General features: G+C 63.3%; 9 protein-coding genes. 5 read left to right on the forward strand and 4 right to left on the reverse strand.

Annotated features, from left to right (window positions below; translation table 11 throughout):
* Nucleotides 1-35: 35 nt before the first annotated feature.
* Entirely contained in the window at nucleotides 36-1,361 is a 1,326-nt protein-coding gene (locus EA472_RS10670) for a hypothetical protein (protein ID WP_124191500.1), read from the reverse strand.
* Between the two features lie 409 nt (nucleotides 1,362-1,770).
* Between EA472_RS10670 and EA472_RS10675 the strand changes: the two genes are divergently transcribed.
* The 4 genes from EA472_RS10675 to EA472_RS10690 all read left to right on the forward strand — a co-directional run bounded on the left by EA472_RS10675 (nucleotide 1,771) and on the right by EA472_RS10690 (nucleotide 7,876).
* Complete coding sequence (locus EA472_RS10675; RefSeq protein ID WP_124191501.1) at nucleotides 1,771-3,561, forward strand: hypothetical protein; 1,791 nt, start codon at nucleotides 1,771-1,773, stop codon at nucleotides 3,559-3,561.
* Between the two features lie 473 nt (nucleotides 3,562-4,034).
* Complete coding sequence (locus tag EA472_RS10680; RefSeq protein ID WP_124191502.1) at nucleotides 4,035-4,265, forward strand: hypothetical protein; 231 nt, start codon at nucleotides 4,035-4,037, stop codon at nucleotides 4,263-4,265.
* A gap of 282 nt (nucleotides 4,266-4,547) precedes the next feature.
* Nucleotides 4,548-5,492, forward strand: a complete 945-nt coding sequence (locus EA472_RS10685) for a hypothetical protein (protein WP_124191503.1) — start codon at nucleotides 4,548-4,550, stop codon at nucleotides 5,490-5,492.
* A 587-nt stretch (nucleotides 5,493-6,079) separates the two neighbouring features.
* Nucleotides 6,080-7,876 carry a hypothetical protein gene (locus EA472_RS10690; RefSeq protein ID WP_165874872.1) on the forward strand — a complete coding sequence of 599 codons (1,797 nt, stop codon included), beginning with the start codon at nucleotides 6,080-6,082 and terminating at the stop codon, nucleotides 7,874-7,876.
* 209 nt (nucleotides 7,877-8,085) lie between these two features.
* On the opposite strand, the gene EA472_RS10695 is transcribed toward EA472_RS10690, so the two are convergent.
* A complete protein-coding gene (locus EA472_RS10695) occupies nucleotides 8,086-8,685 on the reverse strand; it encodes a DUF7344 domain-containing protein (RefSeq protein WP_124191504.1) in 600 nt (199 codons plus the stop codon).
* A gap of 745 nt (nucleotides 8,686-9,430) precedes the next feature.
* Between EA472_RS10695 and EA472_RS10700 the strand changes: the two genes are divergently transcribed.
* Nucleotides 9,431-10,384 carry a transcription initiation factor IIB gene (locus tag EA472_RS10700; protein ID WP_124191505.1) on the forward strand — a complete coding sequence of 318 codons (954 nt, stop codon included), beginning with the start codon at nucleotides 9,431-9,433 and terminating at the stop codon, nucleotides 10,382-10,384.
* Here EA472_RS10700 and EA472_RS22510 read toward each other — a convergent pair.
* Nucleotides 10,377-10,553 (reverse strand): hypothetical protein, encoded by a 177-nt coding sequence (locus EA472_RS22510; RefSeq protein WP_165874873.1) that lies wholly within the window; start codon nucleotides 10,551-10,553, stop codon nucleotides 10,377-10,379. The two genes, EA472_RS10700 and EA472_RS22510, sit on opposite strands and share 8 nt — an antisense overlap.
* A gap of 76 nt (nucleotides 10,554-10,629) precedes the next feature.
* Complete coding sequence (locus EA472_RS10705) at nucleotides 10,630-12,357, reverse strand: methyl-accepting chemotaxis protein (protein ID WP_124191506.1); 1,728 nt, start codon at nucleotides 12,355-12,357, stop codon at nucleotides 10,630-10,632.
* Between the last annotated feature and the right edge of the window lie 184 nt (nucleotides 12,358-12,541).

Below are 12,541 nucleotides of genomic sequence, written 5' to 3' on the forward strand. Positions count from 1 at the left end.
GTGTCCACGGAGGCGACGGCCGGCCGACGATCCGATTACCGAACGGAGCGAATCCGATCGAGACCCATTTTCACCGCCTTCACCGTCGGATACGCTCCGTTGTACACTCGAGTCGGCGTGTTTCTCGCGCCCGCGCGCAAAATACGGTGAGACAGCGGCGGTCGTGCGTCCGCGACGAGTTCGTCGAGGTCGACCGCCACGAGCCACTCGAAAAACGCCCGCTCTCGCTCCGACGACGGTTCGGTTTCGCGGACGCGGTCTCTGATGTCGGCCCACATGTGGCGTTCGTCCTGACCGAGCACCCACTCGCCGCCCTCGAGCGCGGACCGGATCTCGTCGTAATCGCGATCGACGAACGCGTACCCGTGTCTCGACGGCTCGAGTCCGGACAGACGCAGTCCGACTGCCGTCCGATAGCACTTCTCGCACTCGCCGCAGTTGCCGTCCATCCGGACGTTACAGGTCTGGAGTTCGAGCGAGGGGGCGTCGGATTCGACGTAGTCGGCGATCGCATCGAGGCGTTCCTGACGGGTGAGTTCGTAGGCATCGTGATGACACCGCGTTCCGCTCCAGCGGACGTTGTCGTCGATGTCCGGCCGAGAGCCCCACTCGAGGTCGATCCCGTCCCAGTGGGTCGCGGCGACGTAGAGGTCGCCGATCCCTCGAGCGTACGCCATCGGCGCACAGAGTCCAAGCAATCCGAGCCCGTGACCGACGGAGCTGTACCACGCGCCGTCGACGTGGCGTTTGTAGTGGGCGAGCAACATCGGATGGTCGAGCGCCGACAGAACGTTCGATTCGACGAAGGCCGTCTCGAGTCCTCGCTCGTCGGCGAACGACTCGACGCGGTTTCGGAGGTCGTCCCACTTCCGGTCGTCCGCCCGGTCGGGCGTGATCGTCCAACCACGGATGCTCACGAGCGCCGGCTCCTCGTCGCGGTGGCGGACGTACGAACACGTCGAATCGACGCCGCCGGTAAAGAGGAGGGCGCTTTCACTCTCCGCACCGTCGATCGATTCCGCGGCCGGCTTCGGTTCGATCGTTCGACGGGCGTAGAGCGTTCCGCCCTCGAGGAAGTCGTACATCCCGAGCAGCGACGCCTTTACGTCCTCGAGCGCGCGGGCGAACGACGCGTCCACCTCGTCGACGTAGACGTCGGCTCCGTTCGCCCACGCGACCGGGCAGACGTTCGCGAGGACGGGAATCGCGAGAATTCCCTCGGGAACGTCCTCGATCGACCGGTCGTAGCTGGTGACGAACGTCTCCCCCGAAAAAAACCGGGCGACGTCCGCCGACGGACGAATTTCGCACTCGAGCGTGTTCTCCCGCACCGTGATCCGATCGATGACGATTGTTGACATGGTCGTGAAAACGGCGGTGGCCGTCGACTCGAGTATTCCGGACGCGCACAAAAATCGGCGCAACCGTTGATCGGACGGAGAACGCGAAAGCCGTCCGTACCAGCCAGCCGAACGGAACGATCGATCGCCCAGGCCGAAACGGCCTCTCGAGTACTCCGGACGGCCGGCGCTGTACGGCCGTCTTACCCGACGTGAGTCTCGAGGTTGTCGTTCGACGTTCGTCGATTCGCCGGTTCGACCTCGTCCGAGGATCGCGGCGCAGATACCGTCACCGAACCATAATTACGCAACCGACTTCGAAGATAACATCGGGGAGAATAAGTTCTCAATAACAAACGTCGGCTTCGGTGAAGCGTTCGCAAGTCATGCGTATCGAACCGCGACCGACCGATTCTCGCGACGGAGTACCATGAAACGTGCGACTGTGAACGGCGCGCTCGCCGTCGGGTTTTTCGCGCTCGCGATCGGCGTGCTGTTCGCCCGAGCGAATCCGGCGACGGCCTACGAGGCGTCGGTGTACGCGGCAACGCCCGGCGGAGTGTGGGTGGCGTTCGCGCTGGCGCTTTCGCTCGCGGTCGCGACGACGCTCGGCTGTCGCGGTCGCTTCCAGACGCTCGGAATGGCGCTGGGTGCGTTGACGGTCACGTCGATCGTCAGCCTACCCGTGCTCAGAAACTACCGCTTTTCGGGGATGGGCGACGCGTTGACGCACCTCGGATGGACGCGAGACATCGTTGGCGGCGAGTTACTCCCGCACGAGTTGATCTATCCGGGCGTCCACTCGCTCGGAATCGCCCTTCACTTCCTCGGCGGAATCCCCCTCGAGCGTGCGTTGCTCGTGACCGTCGTCGTTCTGTTCCTTCCGTTTCTGATCTTCGTTCCGCTGATCGTCAGGGACGTAACCGGTACCCCCGCGGCCGTCGGCTTCGCGGCGATCGTCTCCTGGATGGTGCTGCCGGTCAACAACGTCGCGACGCACATGGGCATTCACTCCAACTCGAACGCGCTGTTTCTGGTCCCCGTCGTCGTCTTCGCGTTCGTCGCGTACCTCGGGCGGCGATCGACGATCGAACGCCTCCCGTTCGGCCTCTCGCCGTTCAGCGTCCTCATTTATCTCACCGCGATCGTCCTCCTGGTCGTTCATCCCCAGCAGATGATCAACGTCGTCGTTCTCGCGGGAGCGATCGCCGGCGTACAGCTTCTCGCCCACCGGCGGCTTGACGACCATCCGGTGCTCGAGCAGCCGACGATGTACGCACAGACGGTCGTGCTCGGAAGTATGTTCACGGTCTGGACGATGGCCAACGAGCGGTTCAGGACCGCGTTCGTCAACATGATCGAAGGGGTCTTCATCGAGGACGTGGGCGCGGGAGCCGAGGTCGACCAGCGCGGAGCGTCGCTGGCGGAGATCGGCGGTAGCCTCGCGGAGCTATTCGTCGTGATGTTTCTCGACGCGGCGATAATCGGCATCGTTGCCGGTCTCTTCGTTCTCGCGGTCTGGCTCGGACGGACGAGTCTGGATCGAGAAGCCGCGTCGTTCGTCACGTACTTCGGAATCGGGCTGATTCCGCTCGGCGTCATCTTCCTCGTCTACTTCGTCGGAACGCCGACGATGGCGTTTCGCCAGGTCGGGTTCATCTACGTGCTCCTGACGATTCTGGCCGGGATCGCGCTCGCGCACCTGTTCGGCGGCCTCTCGGGCGTGATCACGAGGCCTGGGGCAACCACGGTTGCCGCGGTTTTCGTCGGTGCGTTGCTCGTCCTCGGACTGGCGACCGTCTACGCTTCGCCGCTGATCTACAGCCCCGGCCAGCACGTGACCGACCAGAAGTTCAGCGGTTACGAGTCTGGATTCGAACACGGCGTCGACGACCGACCCCACGCCGGCCTCGGCTACGATCCGTACCGGTACGATCACGGACTCCACGGGCTCGAGGGTGAGGAGACTCTGAGCGGTGCCACGGTCGCGACTGGCGAGGTCGATCCGGAGGCGTTCGAAGCGGGGAACTACAGCGGTGCATATCACGGAATTGATTACTACCTCGTCGTCACCGAGTACGACGTGACGAGGGAGGTGGACGTCTATCAGGAGCTTCACTACAGCGAGGAGTCGCTCGCGGGACTCCAGGGAGAGCCGACAGCCGACAAGGTGATCTCCAACGACGAGTTCGAGATGTACGCAATCGCTAGCGACGAGTGAGTCGTGCCTTCAGGCTACACAGCCCCCATGACAAAGAGCGAGATCGTATTCGAGCGTGATACGACAGTGCCCGCCCTCGACGACGTGCGCGTGCTGGATCTGACGGGGGTCCTCGGTGGTCCCGACACTATCGCGACCGAGCGGCGTCGGCCGCTCCGACGCGAGCCGAGAACGACTCAAAGGGTACTACCGCGACCGAGAGCCGGCGCTGTTTTTCAACGTTCCGAACGAGGCGACGCGGTCGGGCAGCCACAAACGCGGCTGGCGGATCGTCCAGGAGGTGGCGACGTTCTACCGGGTGCAACGACCCGACGCGCTGATCGACGGGGACGGTTGGTCGTCGACGCTGTCGCGATCCGCGCGTCCGTTCGCACGCGCGTACCTTCAGTGCGCGAGAACGACTCGGAAGGCGAGCCGCCGCCGTCACCGTCGATCGGTTCGACGGGATTCCGACCGAGCGGTTCGTTTCGCTCGTGAATCGCGCGGTTCCGGGAACGATCCTCGAGCGAATCGTCGACGATCACCGCGACGCCGACCTCCTCGCCGCGAGCGGTCGGCTCGTTCCGTCGAAATTCCTCCGGCAGTTCGGCTTCCTCTCGGACGAGTTGGCTCCGATCGCGCGCATCACCACTCGGACGACGCAGGTCACGTACCCCCTCGCCGACGACGGGGCCACGAGTGGACCGTCGGCGGACTCGCCGTAACCGATCCGTCGATCTGGTCGATCACGTTCGCCGAGCAGGATAGCTGGTAGCGTTCGACGGCCGGCTTTCGACCCTCGAACCGCGTTTCGAACCCGGTAATCGAATTTTTCTCCCGAAATACTCCCTTGCGACGATCGTTTTCGGGACGGTATTCGTTCGTATCTTCGGACACGATCGATCATAGGTTCTGATTGCTTCGAAAGTGATTTGAAGTATTTCAGTAAATTCAACTCATAGGGCCAAGGAAAAGTTTATGAGTGTAAGCTCTTGTTACCCAGGTGTATGGCGCAGAATCCCCGTACGTCCGAGACGGACACATCTCCGACTACAGGTCGTAATTCCGGATTAAGCCGACGAAACTACGTTCGCTCGCTCGCCGCGGTGGCGACCGCCGCGACGTCGCTCGGTGCGGCCGGTACCGTCGCGGCCGCGGACGACTACGAGGTAATCGAAGCGCAGAACCAGACGATCACCGTCGAGTCCGGCGAGACCTGGGAGAACAAGCTGATCGACATGACCACGGGTCAGGACGTCGTCGTCACGGCCCACGGCAGCGACTGGACGATCCGCAACGTCGGCTTCGAGGGTGAGAACACCTCCGGTGCCGGCTCCGCGACGTTCGGCATCTCCGACGCCGGCGGCTCGAGTACGGTCGAGAACGTCTACCTCGGCGACGGCTCCGACAGCCGAAACGGCAGTTCGTCGGGTCACGGTCAGACTGCGTTCTGGGTTGACCCCGATCACGCGGGTCACGTCGACTTCCGGAACGTCAACGTTCAGGGCTTCGCGGACAACGCGATCTACGCGTCGGCGCCCGGAAACGCGGGTGGGGGGACCATCCACGTCGATCGGTGTTTCGCCGCGAACTGTTACGTTTCTCACTTCCGGCTCGCCACCGAGGGGAGCAAGGTGACCAACTCCTGTGTCTACGTCGACGAGGACGACTACGACGGACGCGGAATCTGGGCCTGGGCACCGGGCACCGTCGAAGTCGAGAACTGCCAGCTCGAGATGAACGGTCGAAACGTCGCGATCGACGCCGGCGCGAACGGACAAGCGACCACGGTCGTCGTCCGCGACACCGACTACGACGACGCAGCCGGCATCGGCGAACACGACGGATCGTCCGTCCAGCTCGAGGACGACGTCGGAACCGACCCCGAGGCCTACGTTCCGAGCGGAGTTCCGACCTCGGCCGAGGAAGCCGCCGCCGGCTCCGATACCTAGCGACTCGAGGCCCCCCGAAACCGAACCGACTCCGCCACGTTCCCCGCTGGCGCGTTCCCCTCCGGACCCCCCGACGCACCGTCCTCCCCCGTTGACGCATCGCGGCTCCGTTCTCTCGCAACCTCGTCCTCCGTTCTCGCTGGTGTCTCGCTCGATTCGTTTTCCACCGCGTTTTCGTTCGAATTCCCGAGACGCTCGGCCCGTTCGCCGAACCGCGCGGTTCGGGTCACACGGCTTGCTCTACCGTCACGACTGCTGGCCGCCCGCGGTTGTGTGGCGCTGACGAACGGTGATTGCATCGGTCACCAACTCGAGCCGGCTCGGATTCCGCCACGATTCGATCACAGTCTATCGGTGGCGACCGTCACGACCGCCGGCCGGTAATTCGGTATTACCGGCCGATGTCGACCTCGCACTGACGGTAATACGGTATTACTCGCCCGACGCAAGTCGAATCGTCGTCTTTCTTTCGATGAAAAACACCGTTGACTTCCTGAACGTTCGTTCAGGTAATAGCTACAATATGTTAATTTTATACTTTTCATAGGGGAAAGTTTATACGGGTAGTATCGGATTACTCGCATTGCATGGCACGCGAACCTTCGGTACTGGACGAAGCGCGTTCCGTCGACGATGACGAGGACGCACCGGAAGACGACGGTGAGACTGGTAATTCCGGGTTACTGGGGCGACGTTCGTACATGACGCTCGCCGGCGTGACGACGGCGGCCGCCACGCTCTCGAGCGTGACGAGCGCCGGCGGGGACGACTACGAGGAGATCACCGCCCGCGGCCAGGTCATCAGGATCGGGCGGGGCGAGACCTACGAGAACAAGCTGTTCGATCTCACCAACGGCAACAGCGTTCTGTTGCTCGTCGAGGGGGGTAACTCCGTGATCCGGAACGTCGGATTCAGGGGGCTCCACCGCGGCGACGGCTTCATGATCTCCATCAGCGCAGCAAGCGGCGACGTCCTGATCGAGAACGTTTACCTCGGCGACGGATCGACCAAAGAGGGCGAGAGCTTCGTCCACGGACCCGGCGCGGTGTTCTACCACCGGAACGCCTCCTGCGACGTCACGTTTCGGTACTGCAACGTCCAGGGATGGCCGAACAACGGTTTCTACTGCTCGAACACGGCCAGCGGCGGCTCCGTCCGCTTCGAGCACTGTTACGGCAAGAACAACGGGGTGAGTACCTACCGGGTCGCTGGCGGCCGAGACGCCATCGTCGACTGCGTGGCGTACAATGACGACACCGACTACGGCCCGGGCTGGGGCGGCTACGTCGAGGACGCCGGTCGGCCGGTGTGGGTCTGGCCCGGTAACACGGTTCGGATCGACGACTCGAACGTCGCGAGCGGGTCGTACCCCTACGCGATGGTGCTGCGCGGGAACGCGACGGCCCGGATGACCGGCGGAGCCATTCGAGGAACCGTCCAGGGAGGCGGTCTCAACCGTTCGAACGTCTCGAGCGATCCGGACCTCTCCGTTCCGGAGGGCGTCCCGACCTCGCCCGAGGAAGCCGCGGCCGGCTCGAAGGGTACTACGGCCGACACGGACGCGCCGACGGACGCCGAGGACGACGACGGTCCGCTCGAACACCTGATCCTGTTCGACGGCGATCCAGCCGGCGTGACCCGCTACGAGTTCGAAGTTAGCGGTTCGGTCGAGAAGTCGACGGACGAGGGCGCGTCGATCGACGACGAGGACGTGATCGACGGCGAGTTCGTCCACGGCGTGGTCGCCGACTGGAAGGACGCGTTCCGGTTCAGCGGTGACCTCGAGCAGTTGACGGTCGACGGCCCGGCGACCGTGTTCGTCGACGGTGAGGTCGTCGATCCGACCGACTACGGGGTCGACCGGCCACACGTCCTGGAGGTGACGAGCCGCGACGGTCCGGCGAGTTTCGAAGTTACGGTCGACGGCGAGATCGAACTCGAGTCCGACGAGAATCCGGCGGACGAGACGACGGCGGTTTCCGGAACGACCGTCCAACGTTCGATCACGGACGGAAGTGAGACGTTCAGGTTTTCGGGTGCGCTGACCGACGTGACCGTTATCGACGGAGAAGCCGAGATCAGCCTCGACGGTGAACCGATCGATCCGGACGACTACGGCGACCACGAACTGTTGCCCCACGCGCTCGTCATCGACGGAACCGACGCCGACGGACCGAGCACGTACTCGTTCGAGACGAGCGGAGCCGTCGTGACGTCCACGTACGACGACGCGTCGGTCGACGACGCCGTGATCGAAGACGGCGTCGTCCGCGGCGTCGTCGACGACGAACGTACCGCCTACTGGTTCGACGGCGAGATCGAATCGTTCAGACTGTTCGGACGTGCATCCGTCGACGTTCAGTACAACGCTCGCGAACAGTAGCGGCGATCGTCTCGAGAGAAGATGGCTCCCGCGCCGAGAACAGCAAGCTGGCACGCGAACTGTTCCGGTACTGGATGACGGTCGCCGGGAGCCAACCGCCACTACGGACGGGGTGGATAAAAGTCCTTCTCGTATTGAAGAACCCGATTCGTATTTGTCCGAAACGGATAAACAGTACGACGAAACGCCTCAGAAAGATACTGCGTCAGTTACTCGATCCGCGAGAGCTTTCCGTTGACGGAGCGTTCTTGCTGTCGATTGATCACGGCGTGGGCGATCGAGAGCGCGAAGAACGCGACGACGACGACGCCAGCGATGGCGAGCGTCGGTACGGCAGAGATCGGTGGAACGCTCAGAAATGCGGCGGCAATGAGTGCGACGCCGACGACGCTCACCGCACCGTACCAGCGGTCCCAGCGATCCTGCTGATGCGAGTCGGTATCGAGATACATCATCAACAGATCGGCGTTGTCGGAGAGGGTGATCAAACCGCGGTCCTGATCGTACTCGACGATGCCCGCGTCGTCCATCTTCGGCAGGTGGGTCTGATAAAGTGCGACGTACACCCGTTTACGTTGATCGGAACTGAGAGCGTTGACCTCGGTATCGTTTTCCCATGCGGCGATCTGTTCGGCGAGCTCTCCCAGGGTTACTGTTTCTTCGGCCTCGAGCAAGTACGCGAGCACTTCTCTGCGGCGACGGTTCTTCAGGAGTTCGAAAATCACGTCCTTCGAGAGCCCCTCGTCGTCCGCAGAGTCGGAAACCGAAGAGGCGATTTCGTCGGGAAGTGAAGTATCGATCGAGGACATTATTTCGTCCCTCCAGCTGGCGGTCGCATACTGGTGCCGAATTCCCCTTCGACACGAACGAACGGCTCGCTCCCGGGATTTCGGGCAGCCAGGGACCGATGTACTCTCGAACGGCGGTTCGCAGTCACGATTGACACACCACCTTGTACACCAACAGTGACTCTCTTAAACACGGTCACGTTTTGCACCGGCTGCAAAGGAGGTACGGATCGACTTCGAGCCGGCGACGAACGGGAGCCGGTGCGAGTCCGATGCCACCGCCAGCCGCCGCTCGCGCTGGCCGGTCGGTATCGGTCGATTGTTCGGCAATATCGACGGCGTACGGACCGACGGATGGCAGCCGTTCGTTCTCCGTTCGCGGAACACGTCGCCAACACGGGACTGGTAAGACATTCGACTCCAGCGACATAAATTCGAGCGTCGGTTTGCCAGCGAAAGAGAGATTTACGCGATGAACCCTCGATTTACGGGTCGTTCGTCGCGAAACGATAGTTGCGTTTGATGTGTAACGTTCACGTCGTACACGGTGGGTCGAAGCGATCGAACGCGCATCGCTTTGCCCGGACACGACCGATGGGACACGGTCTCGACACGATCGGTGACCGCCTCGAGCAGGCGGGTGGGACGTTTCGTGTCACCTTTCTCGTCTCCCTCTTTGGGTGACGGCGATTGGCTGCGTAAGTCACAGTTTCCTCCGAAACCATGTGAACACCTTACAGTGCCGGCACGGCTTCGTCCCGTACTGATGACGCAGTCCATCACCGATACTACCAGACGCGAAACCCAGCAAACGGACGCCGAGCGCTGTCCCGACTGCGAAACCGAGACGATCGTTCACGATCCCGATCGTGGGGAACGAGTCTGCAAAGAGTGTGGACTCGTCCTCACCGAGGACCCCATCGATTACGGCCCCGAATGGCGTGCGTTCAACGCCCAGGAACACGACGAACTCTCGCGCGTGGGCGCACCCCTCACACAATCGATGCACGACAGGGGACTGACGACGACGATCGACTGGCGAAACAGGGATGCGAACGGCCACTCGATGTCGGCCGAAAAGCACGGCCAGATCCACCGACTGCGCGTCTGGCAGGAACGGATCCGGACGAAAAACGCCGGCGAACGAAATCTCAAGTACGCGCTCTCCGAGATCGATCGAATGGTCAGCGCGCTCGGCGTTCCCAAACCGGTGAAAGAAACTGCAAGCGTCATTTACCGCCGTGCGCTCGAGCAGGATCTCATCAGGGGGCGCTCGATCGAGGGCGTCGCCACCAGCGCGCTCTACACCGCCTGCCGCAAAGAGGACATTCCGCGGAGTCTCGAGGAAGTGACGGCCGTCTCCCGGGTCGACCAGCGCGAGATCGGCCGAACGTACCGGTACATCGCGGACGAACTCGACATCAATCTGGAGCCGACGAATCCCCGCCAGTTCGTCCCGCGGTTCTGTTCCGAACTCGACGTGGACAAAGACGTCGAGACGAAAGCGATCGAGATCATCGATCGGACGACCGAACAGGGGCTTCACTCGGGGAAATCGCCCACGGGATTCGCCGCGGCGGCGATCTACGCCGCCGGCTTGCTCTGTGACGAGACGATTCCACAGCGCGCAGTCGCCGACACCGCACAGACGACCGTCGTCACGGTCAGAAACAGATACCGGGAGCAACTCGACGCGATCGATCAGGCGCCGGCTACATGATCGACCGCTCGTCTCCGCCGTACACTTCCTCGTCGACGAGCGCGTGAAGGTTCGCGTACGGGACGAACGCGATGAACTCGTCGTCGCCGTCGTACAGTTCGAGCCCTTTCTCGGTGCGGTCGTATCGCTCGCAGACGATCTGACCCTCCGGGAGGATCGCACGGAACATACCAGTACGTACGCCGTCGACCGGCATATAGTGTCGGGCTCGAGTCGGGGCCGCGAGCGGGGGTCGTTCGCAGCGGTTACCGTCGAACCGTAAACGACTCGAGCTGATCGTGGAGCGCGGTCGCTTTCTCCGCGAGCGATCGCGACGAGTTCGACACCTCCGAGATCGTTGCGGTCTGTTCCTCGACGGCGGCTGCGACGCTGCTGGTCTCCCGAAGCGTCCGCTCGCTGCGTTCGGTCGCCTCGTCGACCATCGCGACGACCTGCTGGCTCGAGCGCGCTTGCTCGTCCGTCGCCTCGTCGATCGACTGAACGCCCTCGTTCGCTTCGTCGACGCGGTCGGCAATCTCCTCGAGGCTCGCCAGGCTCGCCTCGATCGTCTCGACGCCGTCCGTCACGTCGCGTTGCATCGACCGGATCTCTTCGACGGCGTCCCCGGCGGACGTCTGTACGCTCCCCATCAGTTTCTCGACCTCGGTAGTCGCGTCGGCGGTCTCCGTCGAGAGCGTTTTGATCTCGTTGGCGACGACGGCGAAGCGCTTTCCGTCGCCGGTAGCACGGGCCGCCTCGATCGAGGCGTTGACCGCGAGCAGGTTCGTCTCCTCGGCTATCTCGTCGATCAGTTCGACCACTTCGGTGACCGCGTCCAGTTCTTCGGCGAGGCGTTCGATTCGGTCGACGATCCGCGCCGAGCGGCGTTCGATGCGGTCGAGTTCGTCGAGCGCCTCGTCGGCGCTGTCGCGGCCCGATCTCGCACGGTCTGCGGCCTCGGCCGAGACGTCGGCGACGCCGTCGGCCGTCGACGCGATCTCCTCGATCGTCGCCGACAGATCGCTCATCTCTCCCAGCACCTCCTCGAAACGGGTGTTCTGCTCGTCTGTCGCGACCGAAATCTCGTCGGCGGATCGGCTGACCTCCTCGCTCGCTTGCTCGATCTCCGCCACGCTCGCCGACACCTCTCGGCCGACCGCTTCGACGTCGCTCGCGACGGTCTGAACCGTCCGCACCGTGGTTTCGACGTCGTCGAGCATCGCGTTCAGTCCCGTCGCGATCGCGTCCATCGCCTCGTGGTCGCTCTCGATCGACACGCGGTGGGTGAAATCGCCGTCCGCGCACCGGTCGAGCACCGTCCGTATCCGTTCTGCGTCCGCCTCGAGCGCCTCGTTGCGCCGTTCTACGTCCTCGCGCTGGCGAGCGATCCGCCGGCGGCTCTCCTCGAGTTCGTCGATCCGGTTCCGAAGCCCCGCCCGCATTCCCTCGAGCGAATCGCCGAACTCCCCCGGGACGGGCTCTGCGAGCACCTCGTCGTCGAACGACTCGCGGGCGAGCGCGTCGGCCTGCGCTGCGACGGTCGCCAGAACCCCGTGCATCTCGACGAACGACCGCTGAAGGTCGCCGATTTCGTCCGGTTGAGTCGATTTCGTCGGCCGGTTCTCGAGTCGGCCGCTCGCGACGTCGTCGGCGATCTGCCGCACGTCACGTAACGGTACGACGAGATCGCGTCTGGCGATTAAGAGCGTATTCGTAAACGCGAGCACCGCGAGAACGAAGACGACCGCGGTAAGTGCGATCTGTGTCCCGGGAAAGACCGCGATCGCCTCCCGCGGCCCCATAAACGCGATCGGCAACGCGAACACCGCGAGCGTGGACAGAAACTGGAGCACCACCGCCGCCAGTATCTTTCGCTCGACGCTCGCTGCGATTCCGAGGCGATCCATCGCGGTCCACAGGCCGGACTCGTAGCGCTCGCGCAGGGTGCGCATCGGACCGTCCAGGCCGTCCACTTCGGAGGATACGGTCGACATACCGGAAGCGATAGCCGGACGCCTACTTAACTCCGGTTCTGATTACCAGTTCGTTACAGTTCGACGATAATTCAGTCACGCTCGGCGCGAATCGATCCGTACGAGCCGGCGTGGTCGGCCGAGGATCGTCCGACAGAGCGCGATCGGTCCCCGCCCGAGCGAAATCGGTTTACTTCCCTCGACG

The organism is Natrarchaeobius oligotrophus (genome assembly GCF_003841465.1).
Classification (GTDB): domain Archaea; phylum Halobacteriota; class Halobacteria; order Halobacteriales; family Natrialbaceae; genus Natrarchaeobius; species Natrarchaeobius oligotrophus.